We start from the raw sequence: 21,009 nt of genomic DNA, 5'->3' as shown, positions 1-21,009 counted from the left end.
TAACAATGAAGCAGCCCATATTTGTACTAATTGCCAGCTTAACCTCATCAGCAGCCCTAGCTGGTTCGTTTCTTCCTAATGAATCTGACTATTACTATAAGTTAGGCGGTATTTCTAATTTATATATTCCGCCAGTAAACACTGATCAAACAATAACGATTGGTGGACATGTTAATGGTCGCCTTGGCTTTACTTGCAACGGCTTTAATCCAGTGGTTTCCATTACTAATACTTTCCAGGATATGAAATCATCCGCTATGAATATTCCTAGTGGCATTATTGAAAACTTAAAAGGCTCTGTAGCCGGTTTTCCTATGTATAAATTACAACAATCAATGCCAGCCTTATATAACGTTTTACAAAACACCGCAGCTGGTGCACAAAATGAATTTTCAATTAAAGTTAAAGATTGCCAAGATGTTAAAAAAACACTAGAGGAAGGCCAGTCACCTATGGAAAGTATGCTGTCTGTTTCAAACAGTCAAGGCTGGCTTGAAGCAGCAAAGCGCGCTAAAACTGGTAACGTAGATGTGCGCGAAACAGCTAAAACAATTGCTCAAAAAAGAGATGAGTATGGCTTACCTTGGATAGGGCGAGAAAAAGGTAACGCTGGTGGAAAATATCAAAGACCAATTAAAGTAATTAATGATGTTGTCATTGCAGGTTACAATATTTTACTGAATCGAATCCCTCTGGATAATCAACAAGCGCCCACCGCGCAAATACCATTAACTCAAAGCTGGAAAAACCCCACTGAAGCAGCTAATTGGGCCGTGAAAGTATTAGGCGATATTCATGTTAGTGCCACTGAAGATAAAACAAAAACAGCCAATCATGACGCTAAAGCCGGTATAGGATTATCTGCTCTATTACAAAGTTGCGATAGCAGCAATACATGCACGAGTAATGTATCTCGAGCACTTTGGCAGCTGGTTGATCGAAAATGGCCGCTCACAGAAGAAAAATTAAAGCTCGTTAGCGCCTCAAACCTCATGATTACAGATGAAATAATCATGACCATTCAGCGTATGTCACGAGAGGAGCAGATTTTAACTGTTTCTAAGCTTGCCGAAGAGATTGCTGTACAAAATATGCTAGATAAAGCGCTAATGATGCGTCGTATTCTGCAAGCAGGATTACAAGTGCAAGAAGTTCAAAATCTAAAACCCGCTTTAGATATGGTGCGCTTCGCACTAAAGAAACTTGACGATGATATCCATTCACTAGCTTTTGAAAATGAAGTCCGCAAAAAAATGATGACAGAAACGCTTGGTGTGCTAATGGATTTAAGACATCAAGGTATTGCTAAAGGCTTACCAGGTGACGACCACGAACAACCTGTTGTTAAAAATGGCGCTGTATACTTAAAATCTGAAAATAAGGGAGCTTGATATGGTTGTCTTTAGCCCTCTATCTCTTTATACCACCTACTTAGGCTGGCAGCAGTATGAAATTTTATTTAATGCGCTCTGGCAAACAGGATTGCTTTATTTAGGGTTTTTAATGGTAGCTTATCGTTTCTTAAAGAATGTATTGGCGCCTTCTGGATCAACCCACCATGCAGCTGAATATGCATTAAATAACTTTCTCTATGAGTTAGCAGTTACTTTTTTAATCTGCGCTATTTTCGTTTATCCATGCGTTCCTTTAGAAGAAAAAGCCTTAAACTTTAAACCCATGTGTGGAATTAAAGGTAATGCCAAAACCTCTATCCTAAAAGATACCGGTACAACCTACGATGAAGCATTTGCAGATGTATTAACATCGAATGTTAAAATGCCTATTGGCTTTGCTATTCTACAGAATTACATGTCCGGATTAACATATAGCTTAATGAAGGTAACTGGATGCTCTGATAGCTTACAAGCCATAGAAGGCGATTTGATCTCAACGTATCTTCCAACAGATGTACGTGAATCAGCTTTAAAATTTCATCGGCAATGTTTTCTAGAAGCTAGAAATAGTTATTACAGCGAATCTCAAGACAATGCTAAAATTGATGACATTCTCAAAAAATATGGTGGTGAGGAAGATCTTAAATGGGTAGGATCAAAAGTCTATCAAACGCTTTACTACGATAAGATTCACGCGCGCCAACCTGTTCCTGGATTTAGCTTTAAAGAAGCACCTAACAGTAATTTAGAAAATGCCGCAGAACGCGGTGATATTGATGCGAAACATCTACCCGACGAAGGCTATCCAACCTGTAATCAATGGTGGTTAAAACTTCGCAATGCTTTAGTGCAAGTGGCTAATAATGCAAGTGTCTTTGACAGTCATCTAAACTACTTTGCTGTCTTAGATAGAGTGCGATCCTTTAAAAACAGCCATCCTAAAGCATGGAACTCTAACCTAACCTCTGAAGATTATATTGCCAAAATGTTGCTAAATGATAGCCGCGACATGCAATCTAATAGTGTCAAAAATTTAATGGATAACGCCAATGGCGTATTTAGTAGTGTCATCACCCAAAGCCTAGTTAATGCGGGACAATGGGCTAAATCTTGGACTGCGACACCATTAAAAAGAGAAGCTATTATGCAAACACTTCCTGTTATGCAAGCATTTCTTTATTTCTTTTTAATTATTATGACGCCTATTGTTTTAGCTTTAAGCGGCTATAGCCTTAGGGCACTAGGTAGTTTATGTGGTTTATTTATTATGGCTATCTTTATCCAATATCTTTGGCATTTAGTGGGCTTCGTGGAGAGAAGCGTTTTAGATCCACTTGGCAAAAATGAGGTCTTGTCTGCCATGCGTAATATAGCGGTGATGTTTTATTTTATCGCTCCTTTCTTATTGTTAAAACTTTCAAGCCATTTTGGTGGTGAAGCAGGTGCAGGTCTTATGGGATTAATTAATGAAGCTAACGTTCACAGTGAAAATGCCACCCATGTCAGTACTCAAGTTTTAAGAGCAGGTGCTAAAGTAGCTAGTGCAGGAAGATTATAAGAGATCGTTTTTTATTGCTCTATTGTATTCTGCAGCATTTATCAGACCTTTTTTATAAAGATCTTGCGCTTGATAAGGTGAATAGCGCGAGTAAGAGCGACGATCTGAAGTAAATAGACAGACTACTTGTAGTAGTAAAGCTAACATTTTGCAAAGGATTTTAAATGCCGTAAAGGCCATGGATTGATGACTTTTGATAGGCTTAATCATGAGGAGACATTCCATGTTTTATTATTTATGTTCAACCATTATAGTCTTAATTAAATTTCTTATACCAGCCTTCTTGCTTTTCTTACTTATTCCGCAAGTACTACAGTTAAGTAAGCCTTTACAGGAAGCCCAGCATTTTTTACAAATTCATCATGTCCATTTTTTAATAAGCCATCTTTTATTCTATCTACTACTTTACCTTCTTTGGCCTCAATTTATTCAAATTATTATTAATCGAAAAAACTATGAAGTTACCTCCGATCAACTAAAGCTAGCATTACGTAGCCGCTGGTCCTTGTTAGTAGTCTTAATCTTTACTGAAATTATATTTTGGTGGAGGTAGCCACATGGCAGATTATCCAGTTGAAAACTTGCTTCGCGAACCCACTGAACTTTATACTAGTTTGACCTGTGCTGCGCTAGCTTTCCTTGCACTACATAAACCTCATCTTTTTCTTTTAACACAGAGCATGGGATGTTATGCAGCAACAGGACTAAGCTGTTTAAGTTTATTAAGAGGCTTGCAAGGCTTAAAAATTAAACGCTTTCATTGGCGTTTATTAGCCATGCCTTACTACGCATTGTCTACTACGCAAATTCCCTTATCAAAAAAATGGTTATTCTTAGGTAAAGGTTTTCGCTGGCTACCGCATCATACTCAACGCTTACATCAAATTAAGCAAATCAAAAACGAATCGTTTATGCAGCGCAATAAATACTATCGAGCTGCAAGAGAATACTGCCAAAATCACGAAGACACTTACTTAGCTAAATGGCTTAATTACCCTTCCAGATTAAACCCTTTTAAGCCAGATCCATCTGTCGGTGGCAGCCCTTATCTGCATGGTTTAGGTGAAAAAGACTCACCCGTGTATATTCCGCAAGAGGTACGCGTAGGACATACTTTTGTTGTTGGCACAACACGTGTAGGGAAAACAAGGCTTGCCAGTATTCTAATTAACCAAGATATTAGAAATGGCGATGCAGTTATTGTTGTTGATCCTAAAGGCGACTTAGACTTAGTTCGCGATATGTATGCCGCTTGCGAAGTATCGAACAGATTAAATGATTTTCGCATTGTACACCTAGGTTTTCCTAACTTATCTGCTCAATACAACCCTTTAAAAAACTATGATCAGGTCAGTGAAGTTGCAACACGTATTACGGATGCTATCGCTGCTGAAGGTGAAGGCAAACAATTTGCAGCCTTTGCCTGGAAATATATCAATATTGTGGCCATCTGCCTTGAAGAAATGCAGCAGCACATTACTTATAAATCTATTGCTTTTTATATTAGTCGTTTAGATCAATTACTGATGGCCTATGCTGATACAATCATGCCTCTGCATTACTCTGACTATCATTCACAGATTGAAATCATTCTTACTACTCATGAAGAGAAGGTAAGCCGTAAAAATAAAAAGATAGCACCGATGGATAGAACAAAAGCGGTAATTGAATACTTAAAAAATTATATTTCTAAGACAATCACTACGGGAAATGTAGAAAGTCTACACGATCAAATACTGATTGATCTCTATGATGCCGCCATCATGGATAAACATTATTATGATAAAATTACCGCCAGTGTCGGACCAGTCCTATCCGAAATTAACAAGAGTAATGCATCAAAAATATTTTCATTTAAGCATAGCAATAACGAAATTGAGTTAATGAAGGCAATCAAAGAAAAGAAAGTAATTTATATCGGCCTTGATAGCTTAACCAACCCTAATATTGCTCAAGCTGTAGGTAAAGCCTTTTTATCTGACTTAGTATCAACTGCTGGAAAAATCTATAAAGAAAGTACCACTCATTATCGTTTAAATCTTCACTGCGATGAACTCTCAGAAATTATTCAAGATTCATTTGTAAAAATCTTAAACAAAGCCGGTGGCGCAGGTTTCCAAGTCACAGCCTATGCGCAAACAATTCAAGATATGGAAGTAGCATTTGGATCAAGAGCGAAAGCTGATGTTTCTGAAGGTAACTTCAATACTTTAATTGTGCTTCGAGTTAAAAATGAGGAAACAGCTAACCTCCTAGTTAAAGTATTACCGCAAGTTGGTGTAGTCGGCCATACGCAAGTTTCTATGGTCAATGATACGCCCCATGGGGAAGATGGCGTTTATTTTAATACGACAAATGAAGATCGAGTTCAGACTACTTCTATACCTATGATTGAGGTAAACGATATTATTTCTTTGCCTAAGGGGCAGGCTTTTGTTTTGGTTAATGGTGGGGAACTTTATAAAGTTAGAATACCGCTTCCTTTAACTCAAAAACACTATACAGATAATAAGACTATTATTAATCAAGTTAATGAACTTAAAAAATAAATCTATTTACCTTTAACAATACTCAATTGTGATATATTTCAAATGTAAAATTAGATAAATTTCTAGATTGCTAAGTTAATTAATCACTTAAACATAAAGTGTTAATTATTTATTAAATAATTTCATCTTTAACTATCATTTAGACGAACTACTACAAAAATTTTCTGAAATTTTTAGATAATGGGTAATTTTTAATCTTTTAAGTAGTAAATCCTTATAATAATTATAAAAGTTAGGTTTTGGCTTTAGGCATAATTTTATATAAAGTCAATGATTAAAAGAATTTTTAAAGTCATACAGTCATAATGTTGAATTCTAAAACTAATTCTATAACTCTAAAAAATTTACTTTTTTAAATTAATAAACATCTTGGATTTCGAAACTTAGATTGTCTATTATTTAATCATATAAATTTATACTTAATACTATTAATAAAATCGAAGCAAGATTAATGGCTCCGGAATTATAATTATTAGGAACATTGAATAATCAGGAAGTTAGAAATGTCCAAAATTAATCAAATACAAAATGCATTAAAAGAGTTAGATGGAGGAAAATTTCAGAAACTCTGCGACTGCTATCTGATTGAAAAAGGATATGCTAATGCTAACTTAAACCCTATTGGTTCTGTCTTTGGAGCGGATAAAGTACGCAAGGGGACACCAGATACAGCGATAAGAGATGCGAATGGGAAATTTATATTAGTAGAATATACAACTAGTCAAAATAACTTATTTGACAAACTTTCATCCGATATAAAAAAATGCCTTGATGAAGAAAAGACAGGTATTAAAATTGCTAACATACAGCAAATAATTCTCTGCATTACAACTGGACTGACCCTTCAAGAAGAACAGAAGCTACATCAGCAAGTAAAAAACAGTAAAATTTCACTTAAAATTTATGATATGGAAAGTTTATCTTTTGATTTGTATCGTCATTTTCCCGGCTTAGCAAAGGACTTTCTGGGAGTAAATATTGATACAGGCCAAATAATAACAATAACTGACTTTGTATTGAATTATGATAAAAGTTATTACTCTACCCCATTGAATACAGATTTTTGTTTTCGTGATAAGGAAGTGGAAAAAGCATTGTCTAACTTGAATTCAAATAACTTGCTATTAATATCAGGTTCGGCTGGTGTAGGAAAATCACGCCTTGCTTTAGAAATTATACACCAATTTAATCAAAGAAATCCTGAATACCAATCCTTTTGTATTAGAGATCGAGGACAGGACTTATTCGACGACTTGCAAATATATTTCTCAAGACCAGGTAGTTTTTTAATTTTTGTAGATGATGCAAATCGTATAGGTGGATTTAATTATATAACTCAATTATTGCAAGACTGCAAACAAAACAAACAAATTAAGGTTGTTGCTACTGTTCGTGATTATGCTATTGAGAAAGTAAGAAGAACTACTCAACTATTAAATAATGTTTCAGAAATAAATCTTTCTGCCTTTGAGAAAGAGCAGATCAGGGAACTAATACAAAAACTCTATAATATTTCTAATGGTTTGTGGCTTGACAGAATTTGTGAAGTTGCCTCAGGGAACCCTAGAATTGCAGTAATGGCTGCAAAAGTAGCAATTGAAGAAAACAATTTAAATAGTATAAAAGATGTCTCCAGTCTTTATGATCGATATTTTTCTTCAATACGCGATGATCTGCAAGAACTAGATGATCCCAACATACTTAAATGTGCTGGAATTATTAGCTTATTCAAAAGTATAGATAAAGCAAATGACAAACTCATGAGAACAATATGGAAAGCTTTTAATATTGACTCCCATACCCTCTGGCAGTTAGCACAACGCCTTCATGAGCTTGAATTAGTTGATATATATGAAGAAGAAGTTGTAAAAATTAAAGATCAAGTTCTAGCAACCTATCTCTTTTATCTATGCGTATTTAAACAAAAAGCAATAGACCTAAAAATTATCCTTGAGCAACTATTTCCCAATCAAATTAATAGAATACAAGACGCTATCTATTCCTGCCTAAATGCCTTCGATTATGAACAGCTTGAAAAACAAATTCGGCCAGTAATTTTAGATCAATGGACAGTGTATCGAAAAAATAATAAAGATGATAATTTGCGTCAGCTGATAAGAACATTCTGGTTTCTATTGCAGACCGATGCATTATTATATATCCATGAGAAGGTGCAATTAATAGAATTAGAACCCTTTGATATAACTACAATCAATTGGGATGTATCTAGCAGTATAGACAGGAACTCGATTCTCTCTTTGTTGTCTCATTTTTATCAAGCTGACAATAACAATTTAAAATTAGCATTAGAAATTATATGTGACTATATAGAAAGAAAACCTAAGATTGTAGCTGATTTAGTATTCTTTTTATCAACAAATTTTGGATTTAGACGGTACTCTCATTATCAAAATTATAATAAACAGCATATGCTAATAGATATGCTTATTAAGCGTACTAAAGATGGAGAGAATATATTGTTCTCTAAGCTATTGATAGCCTTAAGTAAGAAACTTTTATATACCTATTTTGATGATAAAGAAGCAACACAGGAAGTCATAACTATTTATCAGTATAACCTTCATGCTATTCCCTCCTTATTAGAGCTAAGAAAAAAAATGTGGACTCACCTTTTTAAGCTCTTTAATAAAAAGGAACTACAGCCTGATATTATAGATCTTTTAATTTGCTACTGTAGATCTGGCTATTATATAAACGTGAAAGAAATAGCGGATTATGATTGCAAACTATTAATACCATTTTTTTCAACTAAACTTGATCCTAAAAATTGGCAATCTTGTTTAATTGTACAGAATTATATCAAATTTGCCACTGATAAAGAACTAAACTCTAATACGAGTGAACTATCTAAACTCTTTTATAGTGAAAAATACCACATATATAAATTACTTTCCCTAGATTATCTCGGTATTAAAGATAATATAGATCTGCAAAATTTTGAAAAATTTAAGCGTGACGAGATAGATAAGTATACTCGTCAATTTAAGTTGGAAGATTACAAACTCTTACTTTTAACTGCACAAGATATTTATTACAAAATGAAAAATAATCGTGAAAAATACCAGCTACTCGAAGGGCTTAAAGAAATATTTAGCACCTTAGCATATAAAAATAACCCGGCTTTGTATGTTAGTGTTATTACTTACTACCTCGCTGAGGGCGAATCATTTAATTTTGCTTGTCCCATACCGCTTATAAGAAACTTGATAACCATAATAGGAGTAGAGGAGACAAAAAAACTTCTTGAGAAGAATAATTTTCCTACAAAAATACATTGGTTATTTGCCTTCTATCAAACCTTAAAAATTGAACAAATAAAGCCTGAGCACATCAATCAATTATATGCTCTCTATGAAAAAGCAGGGCCTGGAGAAGTACCTTTTGATTTTGATTATTTACTTAACTATTTAGCGAAAGATAATTCCGCGATCGTCAATATTATAGGAATTCTACTAAATAGGGCTTCAGCTAATCAAAATTTTGGTCATAGTTTGCATGCACTCTTTAATCCTTATATGGAAGTCAATAAACAATTATTGCATGTATTTAAGGGCAATGAAATTATGGTAAAGCAAGCATATTTAACACATGCTCGTATGGAGCCACATATTGATCATAATGGTCAAAATTTTAATCGCATATTAAATATTGATCCTAAATTTTTATTAGAATATATTGATCATATTTATTCAGATAGTGAATATCCTGAGCACTATGATGATTTACGTGATTATAGTTTCTTATGGAGACGTAAAGATATCAAAAAGATAATGACTTCTGCTATACAAAGGATTCTCAGTTATGGATCGGCCAGAGGGTATAGAGTTGAGAATTACTTAAAAAAATTGTTTTGCGTTAGTGAAAGTCAGTCCGTTTCTCAGGATATTAAAGAGAAACAGGATATTTTCATAAAAGCGATAGTCGATAAAAATGCATATAACATGGATATGATGTCGTTAATTTACGGTACTATTACACATTTTGAGGTTGAAAGACGTACTCAGTTAGTAGCACATTTCCTAGCCAAAAATCAAAATATTGAAGATTTTAAAATTCTACCTCTTGAACCTAGTGTTTGGGGATGGTCTGATAGCGCTGTTCCCATGATTACAGCTAGAATTACTTATCTGGAGTCTCTTTTACCCTACTGTAATTCAACTAGTTATCTAGTACACAAGAAATATATTGAGGAAAGAATTCGAGAAATTCAGAGACACTTAGAAGCAGAAAAGAAATCTGATTTCTTAAAAGATTAATAAAAATATCTCTGTCAACTTAAGTAATAAAGCATCTTATATCTAAACAGTTTAGTAAGTTTTAGCTGCGTCACTGTTACATAACAGTGACGCAGAATAAAATTATTAAATTTCTAATTTATAATCAATAAATTATATTATTTTATCCTATCGGGCCAAATCCGATAGGATGAAATATCCCTTCCAATACTATTGTCCAACAAACTCCATTCTGCTAAATTTTTCATTAAGCACAACTGAAGAGCCTGGGCAGTTCAGGTGAAACCTTTATGGTCTTGTGCAAAGCCACACTGTTCCCTAACCTTGTGGCGGGACGTTTAAGTCGGGAAACCCTGCATGGATACCTGCCAATTGGCAGCGTAAATTTCTTCAAAATTTACTGTCATTACAGTTTATTGTTATGACCTAGCTTCTAGGCGATATTGCTTTGCCTATTTATAAATGTCTAAAACAAAGGAGGAAACACAACAAAAGCCGGTTGTATTTTGGCAATATCGTTTGCCTTAAAGCGATTGATTTGCCCCTAACTTGAGCCTTGCAGCAACAAGCTGGGTATCACCTTTTGAGTGAACCGCTCGACCAACACTAAACTAAATCAGGGCAAATATTTTCAGAGACATTAATAATGCGTAAACAATCTTTGAGGCAAGCTGCTAACCGATATTTACAATTGGATAATCGAGGCAGTATCAAGGATAAAAAACATCGTGCTTTTGTCATCCATAAGATGATAAATGACTTATTTAAATTAGGCATTGTCCCCAGCGCTTGGCTATCTCTAAACCATGATCACCTTCACAAGTTAATAGAGCTTTGGCAAAAGGAGAAGATTAAGCCTGCGACCATGATGGATTATATGACTACTATCCGCGTTTTTCTGAGTAATATAGGATGCCATTTAGACAAAATTGACAATAAGTCACTTGGCTTAACACGATCATATAGCAGTAAAAGAAAGAAGCGAGTTTCTGAAGATTTTTGGATCAATATTATTGATCCAATCCCACGTTTTATTATGGCGTTGCAAACTCAATTTGGCTTAACTTTTCGCGAAGCAATTTCACTGGTTCCTGATATTCATATTCAAGAACATACCCTTTGGATAACACGTGAAATAGCCTTTAACTCTTTAGATAGAATTATCCCTATACGCTATGACCAACAAAAGCAAATAGCTGAGGAATTAATTCAGTTTACTCAAGGTAATAGAAATTTAGTAAATAGTCTTTCCTATGAAGCTATTCGCGTCCTCTGGCGAAGCGCTTTAAGTATTCACAAGCTACCATCCAATAAAACCTATCGCTATCTCTATGCACAACAATTAAAAAAGAATTTATCACCTATACTTGGACGCTATCAAACCAATTGGATTATCCGCGATGAAATGGGCATTAAATCACCCAATACCTTATGGTTATACTTAAGTGAGTAAATCAAAGCTTAAAAATGCATGTTATTCAGTTAATGAATGCTTGAAAGACATCAAAGGATATTCTTTTGCTAGCAAAGCAGACATGCGCCATATCTTAAATCGTTGTATGAAGGATTTACATAAACTCGGCTATAAATTAAATCATATTAATGGCTTAAAACCTAAGCATATTTTTGTTTTAGTAGAACACTGGAAAAAACAGGAAAAGAATACTGGCACTTTAAAAAATTACATGGCAAAGCTACGTAAGGTTTCGCTACTACTCAATAAACCACAATTAGTGAAACCCACTAATGAAGCTTATCAAATTAATCGACGTAGCTATATGCCAACTATAAACAAAGCCATTCATCAAATCGATTTTACTAAATGTACTAACCCCTTAATACGATTATCACTAGAGGCACAACGCCTATTTGGACTTCGGCGAGAAGAATCAATGAAGCTTGTAGTTAGTGAAGCATGGCTCGGTAATACTCTCAAAATTAAACCTAGCTGGACTAAAGGGGGTATTGGTCGTACATTGCACATTATCAATAATGAGCATCGCCAATGGCTTATCAGAGCGTTACAACTAGTTCCAGCAGGACAATCTTTAATTCCTGAAAATAGAAGTTATAAGCAGCACTTAAGTCATTATCAACTTGAAACGAAAAAAATGGGAGTTAGCAAATGCCATGGATTAAGGCATGCTTATGCGCAACAACGTTATCATGAATTAACTAAAGAATTTGACATTAAAAAAATCGGCTTAATTTGTCCTATTCAAGGTGGAAAACCTAGTAAATTACTTAATAGCTATGAAAAGAGGCTTGATATCAAAGCGCGTGAAATTATTAGCCGGGAATTAGGCCATTCAAGGCTGGCTATTACTAAAATTTATTGTGGTTAGTAAAATATCATGCGCGGTAAATATAATTTATTATTATTTTTAAATTAGTTATTTCAAAATTACTGCACATAACATTTAAATAGTCAAAAATATTTTCTGACTAGTTACCCTGTACTTACATTTGGAGCAAAAATGAAAAATCCTTTCTTTACTTTCTATTTGAAAAATTAAAGTAATCTTAGCGACTATACACTAAACTACTGGATCTTGATTTTCAAAGTGTAAAGATAACTAGAATGTTAATTATCTTAAAAGATACTGTCCATAAAAACTATAAAATTATGAGACAATTTTCGGTCCTTATTATAAGTATTGTCCTTGTACTCTCCAGTGGAGTCTCCCTAGCTAATACCTGGCAGCCGTCACTTGGGCATAAACAAATACCTATATGGCCAAATGGAAAAATGCCAAATCCTGTCTCAGATATAAGTCCAGAACATGTTAAGCTAATAACTGACCGTCCTATTGCTGGAAAAACCTGGAAGGCGATATATAATGTTTCTCAACCTACAATGACTGTTTATTCTCCACGAGAAAAAAACACAGGTATTGCAATTGTCGTATTTCCAGGTGGTGGATTTAATGGTTTAGCAATTGATTTGGAAGGAACAGAAGTCTGTACTAGATTAACATCACAAGGAATAACTTGTGTATTGCTAAAATATAGAGTTCCTGACTCCGGGCCCGCGTGGCATGATAGCTGCCAATGTAATATTCATCCAATAGCACCCACGGCTCTTCAAGATGCACAAAGAACAGTTGGGCTTGTCCGAAAAAATGCGGTGCAATGGCATATCAATCCTAATAAAATTGGTGTACTTGGATTTTCAGCTGGTGGTTATATGGTCGCTGACATCAGTACCCACTTTAAAAAGCGCGCTTATAAACCCATTGATATCGCAGATAGAGTAAGTTGCCGACCAGATTTTGCGATTGCTCTTTATCCAGGACATTTATGGACTAATGAAAAAAAATTTGAGCTAGACCCAGATATCACAGTTACCAGTCTGACACCACCTACTTTTCTGATACAGGCAGAAGATGATCAGGTAGATAGTATTCATCACTCACTTGTTTATTATACTGCTTTAAAGAAAGCCAAGGTACCAGTTGAAATGCACTTATATGCGCAAGGCGGTCACGGATTTGGAGTGAGAACAACAAATCTTCCAATAACAAACTGGCCTCATTTAGTAGAAATTTGGCTGAAAACTATAGGGATGATCTCGAAGTAAATACTGTATTGAAACTCAACTACACTTTTGAAGGAGAACTATTTGGACTTCTATAATGTTATAGATTAAATTATTAATTGGATATAACAATTTTTATCAGACTGTGAACAAAAAATACTTGAAAATAGAATCGCTGCTTCAATGGGCTTTTGAATACTTAAAGGCTAACCTTAAATTCGACATTAATAACTATGAAAAGATTGTTGAAACATCTTATTCTGTAGTATATAAAATAACTACAAATCAAGAGACGCTTTACTTAAAACAAACACCCAAATCCCTCTTTCTAGAGCCTAAGACGTTAACCTATTTTAATAAACAGACATGCCAAAATATTCCTAAAATCATTGCTGAAAATAAAATTTTAAATTGCTTTTTGATGACATCTTGTGGCGAGGAATCATTACGTCATCTTTTTAAAAGGAAAGTTGATTTAAATCTGCTCAACCTTGGCATTTCTAACTATACAAAAATCCAACGAACATTAGAAAGCAAACTACCACAGCTATTAGCCTTAGGCATACCTGATTGGCGGCTTGAAAAATTTCCTTCATTATTCTTTAAGCTTATAGAGCAGAAAGAATTATTAATTAATGATGGCTTATCTGAAAAAGAAATTAATCAACTCAATGAATCCTATAAAACCTGTGTCAATTTATGTGAGGTCTTATCTCAATATCAATTACCAGAGACAATTAATCATTGTGATTTCCATGAAAATAATATGCTACTTAATAAAACCACGAATGAAATCAGCATTATTGACTGGGGAGAAACAGTTATTTCCCATCCATTTTTCTCTCTAAATGGGTGCTTGTGGAACATAACTTATTTTAATGAGGTAAAACAAGATGACAAAATATATAAAGAATTACAACGGCAATGTATTACTCCTTGGTTAGAGTTATATAATGAGCAACAGTTGTTAGAATCCTTAACTATTACAAATCAATTAAATGGTATTTTTGCGGCACTGAGTTATGAACGTATTTATAATGCAACAATGGATCAAACTCGAACTGTACAACAAGATCATCCTGGCTCAATAGCAGGCTGTTTGAGATCGTTCTTAAATCACTTATCACACTAACTTGGTTAATATGATTAACAATCTTTTGATATCAAATAGGTAAATTTAGTTACATTTTTTGAATAGCTATTGATTTCTTTTTTTGGCTTGCTAGAATCAAATTAATACAGCTGACGAGCCAGTGAAATTATGGCGAAACTAGATTTCTAGTCCTGTAAATGCCATCTTCTTCCCTAATCCTATGGCAGAACGTTTAGTCGGGAAAACCATTAAATCTGATGTTTTTAGATTTAATTCATGGATTAAGTTTCAGTACTTACCCTCAAGGAAGGCTTACGCCTACTTTCATTAATAACTTGGCAAAACCAACCGACGAATCGGTGATGTTTTCTATGCATAACCAATAGGGATTGAACTATTCTCTTTGGGATATCAGTCTCTTTGGTTCAAAGGAGAGATCATGCAATATACAAGCACTGTAGAAAGAGACATTGAGCACTTACTTGCTGAATTAATTTATTGTTTAAATGCTTTGCGTCACTTTCGTGAGCAGTGGACTTTAAATGACATTCAACAAGTTGAGCTCGTCCTTGCAGATTTTAAGCAACATGTATCTGCTTACCACTGATTGAATTTAGCTGTCTTTCCGCATCACAGAAAAACTACTGCTGATGCGGAAGTTTTCCTGTGGTGCTTTTACTTAAAAACAACTAGGAGAACACGATGACTGCTTTTTTAAATAAAATTCAACTTATTGGTCATTTAGGTACGGAACCAAAAACTATCACTTGTAAGAGTGGTCAGTCATTAGTTACGGCTACGTTAGCGACAAATGAGTCATTCAAAATTAAGGAAGAACGGCATACGCGAGTTGAATGGCATCAGCTGGTCTTCTTTGGCTCTTTAACTAAAGTCACTGAATATTTAAAGAAAGGAAGTTTAGTCTTTGTTGAAGGCAAGCTTCGCTCAAATCCATGGACTGATGAAGATGGCAATAACCGCCACTCTATTAGTATTGTGGTGAGTAATATACAGTGTTTAGGGCAAGAAAAGGCTAATCAAGCTCCAACAAATGTTGCTGACAGTCACATTGCTAACCTGCGAGACATGTTGCAAGACAATACAGTAGATGTCTCCTTTTAACTATTCATCATTTAAGGGATATAAGTCTGTTTATTAATCTATTTAATTAAGGAGAATGCAAGATGCTTACCCCAAGCATTTATGTTGCATGCCTGGCCTCTTACAACCATGGCATTTTACACGGAGCTTGGATTAATGCTAATCAACATGCTGATGAGATTAGTGATGAAATCCAAACGATGTTAGCTAAAAGTACCATTGAAGAAGCTGGCGACTATGCACTTCATGATTATGAAGGATTCGGGAATATCCATCTTAGCGAATCTGAAGACATAGAAACCGTCTCTAGATATGCTGACTTCATGGCAACATACGGCAAACTAGGGCAAGCTCTTATTGCCAATGTTGGCTTTGAGGAAGCAGTTCTTATGATGAATGAATGTTATCTTGGCGCTTATGATTCAGAAGTCGATTTTGCCTGGCATATTTTGGAAGAATGCTATAGCCATGCGATACCGGATAATTTAGTAAGTTACTTAGATTACGAAGCGTTCGCTCGTGATTTGTTTCTTAGTGATTATTATTCGGTTGAAGCGAATGGTGAGATTTATGTTTTTTCAAGGTATTAAGCCCCTATTTTGGGGCTTAAGTTGCCTGTACAATTAATTCTATTTTCTAATTTGAGGTAGGAATTCTAATTTATTTATGTAACTTTAAAACATCTCTAAAATAAATTTAATACCATTAAATGCTCATCATAAAATTGATCATTTACTTTTAAAGCCCGAGGTTCAGTGCCATATATTGTAAAACCATTTTTTTGATACAATTCAATTGCCGCTCGATTAGTTGTTACCACAGTTAAATGAAGTTGCATAACTTTATCCTTTGCATATGCAATAACATATTGCAACAGAGCATTTCCAACACCTAAATTTCTATATTCTGGCTTAGTATACATACTAAAAACAGCGCCTTTATGCTTCATTTTTAAAAAAGAATAAATAAAAAAACCAACGCAACCAATTAAATCCTTTTCCTCAAAAGCGCCAAAGATAGTACTTTTATTAAAATTTATCTCAAATTCTTTATCAGATAAATTAACCTCTTCCTCAAAAGAAGAGCCAAATGCTTCTGGGTTTGAAAGTAAAGCTTCGAGTCTTAATGTTCGAAACTGTTTCCAATCCTTATTTTTAATTAACTCTATATTCATTTTATTTTTGCTTATCTAAATAATTTATAATTGAAAAAGTCTCTAAACACATGAGGCAATAGCTAATAATTTAGCTATATTTATCTTAATAAACTAAGTCATATTAATTTATTTATCTTGAAATTATAAGTTACGAGTTACAGTGCTATGTGGATGGCCGAAGTGCCCTCGGATTTGGGAAAGACCCTTTAATTTGCTAAGTGTACCCTAAAGTGTACCCAAATGATTATTAAAATTTAATTTACAGAAGAAAACCCTTTTCAGTTCTATGCCGTTGAGCGGAATCGAACCGCTGGCCTATTGATTACGAGTCAATCGCTCTACCGACTGAGCTACAACGGCAGTTTTTAAAGTATATACTTGGGGGTTTGGGGGAGCAAGTTTGGGCTATGCTCCTTCTTTGGCTAACTCAAATAGGCGTCTAAGGACCAGCTGCCGGCGCCTACTATTAATAAATAGCAGCAGCCCATAAGCATAGCCCAGTCAGATCGGGATTCGTGTAGGAAGCTCCATGTGCCGTAACGGTTTACTTCGTGTACATGGAAAATTCCTAATTTGCCACCAAAACAAATAGGAAGTTTAGTGGTTATTAGAGCAATAATCATTAGAATAATTAGCGGAATGCAAGCAATCTTAGTACATAATCCTAAAAGAATTAAGAAGCCACAAATTAACTCAAGCCAGCCTACTAAGGGACCTAAGAATTGTGGAAAAGGTAGTCCTAAGGATTTAAACCAGCCTTTGCCAAAAAGTTCAGGAAAAATAAGTTTTTGTAGCCCTTCGGTAAAGAAAACCAACCCAACGCTTAAGCGAATAAAAATAACCCAGGGGGAGGCTGTAGTGCTGAAAAGGTCATGTAATAGATTGTGCTCCATGCTAAATTCCTTTTATTAATTCTCAGTAATTTTTAAATTAACAGCACAACTTTAAAATAACTAAGCAAGTTTAACTAGACTTTTTGCTGTAATACCACGCCTAAGCTCCAGTCGGTACTTTGCTCACTAGGTAGGTAATTTAGAGCTTGGTCAGGTTTGATACCATAGCCGTCAACCATTAATGCATAATAATAGGCTGGAAAGAGACAATAACCGTATAAGTAGTCGTTGGCTGCGTATTGAGCACTTAAATCTTGCCACTGTTGATTACAAACTAAGGAATTGGCTTGCTCAAGTAGTTCTTGGCTTGTGAAGTGATTATTAGAAAAAGTAAACGGTTGACTCTTAGCGAGTTCTTCTAAGCCACCGCCCACATACCAATTGGTCACTGTAGTTGAGCTTAATATTGGTTGAACAACTTGATTAACATGATGTACTGCATTCATCAATGCAGACACCTCACTTTTGCATTGATAAGCATCTCCACTTGCAAGCTCACCTGTTGGCATTTCATAATCTTTAATAAAACAGCTATTGGTATCTAAAAATTGGTGAGTTACTTCGGTTTGTCCAAGCCCTAAAAAGCTGTGAATGTAGACTTTAAAATGCTTGCCATATAAATCAATGTCTTTAACATCTTTTGAATTGCTAGCTTGATTGCTGATTATGGGAAATGCGATTTCCACTGAAGCACCACCCATATCCATATAGCCTACCGGCTTGTCATCTGATAATTTATTTAAGCGGTAATTTAAAGCAAGCCAACCATATAAGCCCTCATCATTACCACTAATTGTTTTCGCAGCAGCGAGTTGCCAATTAGAATGAGTTTGAAACCAATTGTTAACAAGGCTATAGAGTTGTTGCTGTTTAGCTTGTGGCAAAAGACGCATACCAGCAGTAGCATAAAAATAGACAGGATAGTTTGACTCAGGAACGCCTGAAAAAAGAATAGTTAAATAAGCATCTATGGTTGCTTCATTGGCTTCAATAGTTGCAAAGCCTGGTTTAATTTTTTTATTAAAACGCTCGGTAATTTCAATAGGAGAGTTAGTTTTATCTAAATCATAGGAATAAAGATGTAAACGAGAACCGGTGCTGCCAACATCAATGACTACTACGCACTGTTGTTGCTCACATCCACTAGAGGAAACGGCGAAAAGAGTAGAGGTATAAAAAAGACCTGCTAAGCAAAAACTAACTAATAAACGCATTAATAAGACATCCAAATCCCTAGTGCGCGCATAGTACATAATGGACATTTTAATGTCAATACTTAATGCCAGCTCTAATTAACTTACACGTTAATACAATGACTAGAGTAAAATTAAAAACAAGTTATCAACTTGATTTTAACCTTAAAACAATTCTATTCCAGAAAAATGCTAAAGATTTTTCATAACAACTTTAGTCAAATAGCAAACTTGCTAATTTAAGTAAGTTAATTTATTAAGTAAATGATTTATAAAAATAAATACAAATTGTATAAAAATTTATCAATAAATGCAACCTTTAATATAATTAACTATTTTTTAATAAATTATTACAAATATTTTACAACTTTGATTACTTTATTTAATATTGCCTTAACTCATATTTTTTATAGTTATTAAAAGGCTGTAGATTGCAAATTTGATGCTAACATTAAGTGATTATAAAGAGGAAGTTAAAAAGGATTGGCATAAATTACAAGATATTCCGCAAAACTTAATCCCTGCTGAAGATAGTGATAGTTTTAAAGAATACCTTGAGATCTGTACTATTGCTGTTAAGGACTGTCCGGCTGCTTTGCAGTTTATTAAGCCACCTAAGGATAATGTAATTTCAGATGATTATTTAAAAGTATATCTAGCAGCCTTAAATAACCCACTTATCTCATCAATCTATGTTGAATTTTTACCGCTGCCTGACATTACTATTGCTAAAAATTTCACTGTAAATCAACTAAAGCTCTTAGAAAAAGCAGTTTTAATTAGCCCTTTATATATACTTAATCATCTTGGAATGATTAAGCGAGATACGCCTTTATATAATGAATATTTAGATTTTTTTAAAAAGTTAATTGAGAAGGAATCTTCACTTCCTAAAGAAAGCTTAGGCCTCTTTTTTTCTAAAAAAAATGAAGATTTCTCCGAAAAAGAAAAAGCACTTTATATCTATTTTGTCCAAAAATATCCTCTAGGCTTTAAAAATCTGAAAAATGAAACTATAGAAAAAATAGTTATTAATGCTTTAGGCTTAAAGCATTTTATTTTAGCAGACTTTACCTTAATAAATGCTGTTCCCGCGGAATTTAAAAAAGAAGCGGAAAGCATTATTTTGGAACAGTTTAAAGATAAAACTTATTTGATTGTAACGCCAAATATTTTAGAAAATGAACTTAAAGATGCTTATGAAACTTATTGTAATCATCCAAAACGTAAAGGTAAATGTGCGCGTATAACTGCTGACTATAACCAAATTAGTGTGGTTTTAAAGCTATGTTCAACACTCCAGCAGGATATTCACTTAACTTTTATTGGTCACACGCTTAATAATTCAAACGATATTAATAACTTTGATGCTAGCAAAATTTTAGAATGTATTAACTTATGTCCACGTATTAAAGAAGTTATTTTATTAGGATGTAAAACTGCCGTTTTAAAAAAAACGGAAGAAGAAAAAAATACACCAACTAGCCCTATACCGCAGAGCACTACAAGTAGTTTTTGCCTATCTCATGAAAAAATATTACAAAATGCAAGCACTAGTCAGCAAAGCTTAATTAGGATAATAAAAAATATAGGTTTAACGAGCGGCTTTGTTTTAGTTTTGGCCGAACCTATTAAACTATTTTTTATAAATCATGATCAAGTTACAGGCTACACGATTACTAAGAACCAATTCGGCAAGATAATTGAATTAGTTAATATAGGCGATATCGATGAGCTTAAGTTACCTAGTGATAAAGATCCCTTATGTATCCTACGCACAAAAAAGAAACCTTTACAAGCTTGGCAAGTGGAAAAAATTATTGACCTTACAGATAATGAGCTATCTAAATTCGATCGCACTGTTCCAGAATTATATAAACGAAATAAGCAAAAATATCCCTTTTTACGTTGCATAACGTTACGAGATGACGACATTAAAAAAATAGATGCTGAATGCTTGTTAGGACGAGTAGTAAAAGAATTGCAAGCAAAAAAAGTAAGGCCTGTAACAATTAAAGCCTATGTTGGCGTTGTCTATGCCGACACGAAAGAGTTACGTTTTTATTCCATACATTCTGGTGCTTCTGTTTACGCCGGTGATCATAATCAGACATTTTGGAGCACAGGCAAAGATAATATTGATAGAAAAAAACTATTAGAAGCAGAAAACTACGAAATAAAAAGTATAAAGCAAAACGAGCACGCTGATAGCGAAAGCGCGGAGTGCCTGGCAAAATGTGTACGCGTTGAATTTAAATAGAAATCTTAACCTAGCCAA

The 21,009-nt window shown here is 34.3% G+C and carries 17 protein-coding genes and 1 tRNA gene; 13 read left to right on the top strand and 5 right to left on the bottom strand.

The annotated features are described in order from the left end of the window. The first annotated feature begins 5 nt into the window (after positions 1-5). Together ACNVED_RS05195 and ACNVED_RS05190 are read left to right on the top strand one after the other, a co-directional pair. Entirely contained in the window at positions 6-1,391 is a 1,386-nt protein-coding gene (locus tag ACNVED_RS05195; RefSeq protein WP_419420697.1) for an integrating conjugative element protein, read from the top strand. A gap of 1 nt (position 1,392) precedes the next feature. After that, the gene (locus tag ACNVED_RS05190) at positions 1,393-2,952 is read left to right on the top strand and encodes a conjugal transfer protein TraG N-terminal domain-containing protein (protein ID WP_419420696.1); all 1,560 of its coding nucleotides are present in this window, start codon (positions 1,393-1,395) and stop codon (positions 2,950-2,952) included. On the opposite strand, the gene ACNVED_RS05185 is transcribed toward ACNVED_RS05190, so the two are convergent. Beyond that, positions 2,947-3,162, bottom strand: a complete 216-nt coding sequence (locus ACNVED_RS05185; RefSeq protein ID WP_419420695.1) for a hypothetical protein — start codon at positions 3,160-3,162, stop codon at positions 2,947-2,949. The two genes, ACNVED_RS05190 and ACNVED_RS05185, sit on opposite strands and share 6 nt — an antisense overlap. 13 nt (positions 3,163-3,175) lie before the next feature. Here ACNVED_RS05185 and ACNVED_RS05180 point away from each other — a divergent pair, with 13 nt between their 5' ends. From ACNVED_RS05180 to ACNVED_RS05135, 10 genes are all read left to right on the top strand, one after another. After that, a complete protein-coding gene (locus ACNVED_RS05180; protein WP_419420694.1) occupies positions 3,176-3,505 on the top strand; it encodes a hypothetical protein in 330 nt (109 codons plus the stop codon). 4 nt (positions 3,506-3,509) lie between these two features. Then, positions 3,510-5,501, top strand: coding sequence for a type IV conjugative transfer system coupling protein TraD (gene traD / locus ACNVED_RS05175; RefSeq protein WP_419420693.1), 1,992 nt, complete (start codon positions 3,510-3,512; stop codon positions 5,499-5,501). A gap of 503 nt (positions 5,502-6,004) precedes the next feature. Next, positions 6,005-9,778, top strand: a complete 3,774-nt coding sequence (locus tag ACNVED_RS05170) for a hypothetical protein (RefSeq protein ID WP_419420692.1) — start codon at positions 6,005-6,007, stop codon at positions 9,776-9,778. A gap of 625 nt (positions 9,779-10,403) precedes the next feature. After that, a complete protein-coding gene (locus tag ACNVED_RS05165) occupies positions 10,404-11,210 on the top strand; it encodes a phage integrase N-terminal domain-containing protein (protein ID WP_419420691.1) in 807 nt (268 codons plus the stop codon). Then, positions 11,203-12,102, top strand: a complete 900-nt coding sequence (locus tag ACNVED_RS05160) for a phage integrase N-terminal domain-containing protein (protein WP_419420690.1) — start codon at positions 11,203-11,205, stop codon at positions 12,100-12,102. The genes ACNVED_RS05165 and ACNVED_RS05160 overlap by 8 nt, the downstream gene beginning before the upstream one ends. Positions 12,103-12,338: 236 nt before the next feature. Then, a complete protein-coding gene (locus ACNVED_RS05155) occupies positions 12,339-13,337 on the top strand; it encodes an alpha/beta hydrolase (RefSeq protein WP_419420689.1) in 999 nt (332 codons plus the stop codon). 118 nt (positions 13,338-13,455) lie between these two features. Beyond that, positions 13,456-14,427 carry a phosphotransferase gene (locus ACNVED_RS05150; protein ID WP_419420688.1) on the top strand — a complete coding sequence of 324 codons (972 nt, stop codon included), beginning with the start codon at positions 13,456-13,458 and terminating at the stop codon, positions 14,425-14,427. A gap of 400 nt (positions 14,428-14,827) precedes the next feature. Beyond that, a complete protein-coding gene (locus ACNVED_RS05145; protein WP_419420687.1) occupies positions 14,828-14,995 on the top strand; it encodes a hypothetical protein in 168 nt (55 codons plus the stop codon). A gap of 95 nt (positions 14,996-15,090) precedes the next feature. Further along, positions 15,091-15,510, top strand: coding sequence for a single-stranded DNA-binding protein (locus tag ACNVED_RS05140; protein WP_419420686.1), 420 nt, complete (start codon positions 15,091-15,093; stop codon positions 15,508-15,510). 62 nt (positions 15,511-15,572) lie between these two features. Further along, positions 15,573-16,079: an antirestriction protein ArdA gene (locus ACNVED_RS05135; RefSeq protein ID WP_419420685.1), complete on the top strand. Its 507-nt coding sequence runs from the start codon at positions 15,573-15,575 to the stop codon at positions 16,077-16,079. Between the two features lie 95 nt (positions 16,080-16,174). On the opposite strand, the gene ACNVED_RS05130 is transcribed toward ACNVED_RS05135, so the two are convergent. The 4 genes from ACNVED_RS05130 to ACNVED_RS05115 form a co-directional block, all read right to left on the bottom strand. Further along, positions 16,175-16,663 carry an N-acetyltransferase family protein gene (locus ACNVED_RS05130; protein ID WP_419420684.1) on the bottom strand — a complete coding sequence of 163 codons (489 nt, stop codon included), beginning with the start codon at positions 16,661-16,663 and terminating at the stop codon, positions 16,175-16,177. 269 nt (positions 16,664-16,932) lie between these two features. After that, a tRNA-Thr gene (locus tag ACNVED_RS05125) sits at positions 16,933-17,005 on the bottom strand. A 62-nt stretch (positions 17,006-17,067) separates the two neighbouring features. Continuing rightward, a complete protein-coding gene (locus tag ACNVED_RS05120; RefSeq protein WP_419420683.1) occupies positions 17,068-17,538 on the bottom strand; it encodes a DoxX family protein in 471 nt (156 codons plus the stop codon). 74 nt (positions 17,539-17,612) lie between these two features. Beyond that, entirely contained in the window at positions 17,613-18,752 is a 1,140-nt protein-coding gene (locus ACNVED_RS05115; RefSeq protein WP_419420682.1) for a multidrug DMT transporter permease, read from the bottom strand. 421 nt (positions 18,753-19,173) lie between these two features. Here ACNVED_RS05115 and ACNVED_RS05110 point away from each other — a divergent pair, with 421 nt between their 5' ends. Then, positions 19,174-20,991, top strand: a complete 1,818-nt coding sequence (locus tag ACNVED_RS05110) for a hypothetical protein (protein WP_419420681.1) — start codon at positions 19,174-19,176, stop codon at positions 20,989-20,991. Positions 20,992-21,009: the final 18 nt, after the last annotated feature.

The organism is Legionella sp. D16C41 (genome assembly GCF_048541585.1).
Classification (GTDB): Bacteria; Pseudomonadota; Gammaproteobacteria; order Legionellales; family Legionellaceae; genus Legionella_C.
This window is presented reverse-complemented; position numbering and strand designations above follow the sequence as displayed.

What these genes read in the sequence shown, in the direction of transcription:
- ACNVED_RS05195 (WP_419420697.1), top strand. Translation starts at nt 6, where the DNA reads ATGAAGCAGCCCATATTTGTACTAATTGCCAGCTTAACCTCATCAGCA.
- ACNVED_RS05190 (WP_419420696.1), top strand. Translation starts at nt 1,393, where the DNA reads ATGGTTGTCTTTAGCCCTCTATCTCTTTATACCACCTACTTAGGCTGG.
- ACNVED_RS05185 (WP_419420695.1), bottom strand. Translation starts at nt 3,162, where the DNA reads ATGATTAAGCCTATCAAAAGTCATCAATCCATGGCCTTTACGGCATTT.
- ACNVED_RS05180 (WP_419420694.1), top strand. Translation starts at nt 3,176, where the DNA reads ATGTTTTATTATTTATGTTCAACCATTATAGTCTTAATTAAATTTCTT.
- traD (WP_419420693.1), top strand. Translation starts at nt 3,510, where the DNA reads ATGGCAGATTATCCAGTTGAAAACTTGCTTCGCGAACCCACTGAACTT.
- ACNVED_RS05170 (WP_419420692.1), top strand. Translation starts at nt 6,005, where the DNA reads ATGTCCAAAATTAATCAAATACAAAATGCATTAAAAGAGTTAGATGGA.
- ACNVED_RS05165 (WP_419420691.1), top strand. Translation starts at nt 10,404, where the DNA reads ATGCGTAAACAATCTTTGAGGCAAGCTGCTAACCGATATTTACAATTG.
- ACNVED_RS05155 (WP_419420689.1), top strand. Translation starts at nt 12,339, where the DNA reads ATGTTAATTATCTTAAAAGATACTGTCCATAAAAACTATAAAATTATG.
- ACNVED_RS05145 (WP_419420687.1), top strand. Translation starts at nt 14,828, where the DNA reads ATGCAATATACAAGCACTGTAGAAAGAGACATTGAGCACTTACTTGCT.
- ACNVED_RS05140 (WP_419420686.1), top strand. Translation starts at nt 15,091, where the DNA reads ATGACTGCTTTTTTAAATAAAATTCAACTTATTGGTCATTTAGGTACG.
- ACNVED_RS05135 (WP_419420685.1), top strand. Translation starts at nt 15,573, where the DNA reads ATGCTTACCCCAAGCATTTATGTTGCATGCCTGGCCTCTTACAACCAT.
- ACNVED_RS05130 (WP_419420684.1), bottom strand. Translation starts at nt 16,663, where the DNA reads ATGAATATAGAGTTAATTAAAAATAAGGATTGGAAACAGTTTCGAACA.
- ACNVED_RS05120 (WP_419420683.1), bottom strand. Translation starts at nt 17,538, where the DNA reads ATGGAGCACAATCTATTACATGACCTTTTCAGCACTACAGCCTCCCCC.
- ACNVED_RS05115 (WP_419420682.1), bottom strand. Translation starts at nt 18,752, where the DNA reads ATGCGTTTATTAGTTAGTTTTTGCTTAGCAGGTCTTTTTTATACCTCT.
- ACNVED_RS05110 (WP_419420681.1), top strand. Translation starts at nt 19,174, where the DNA reads ATGCTAACATTAAGTGATTATAAAGAGGAAGTTAAAAAGGATTGGCAT.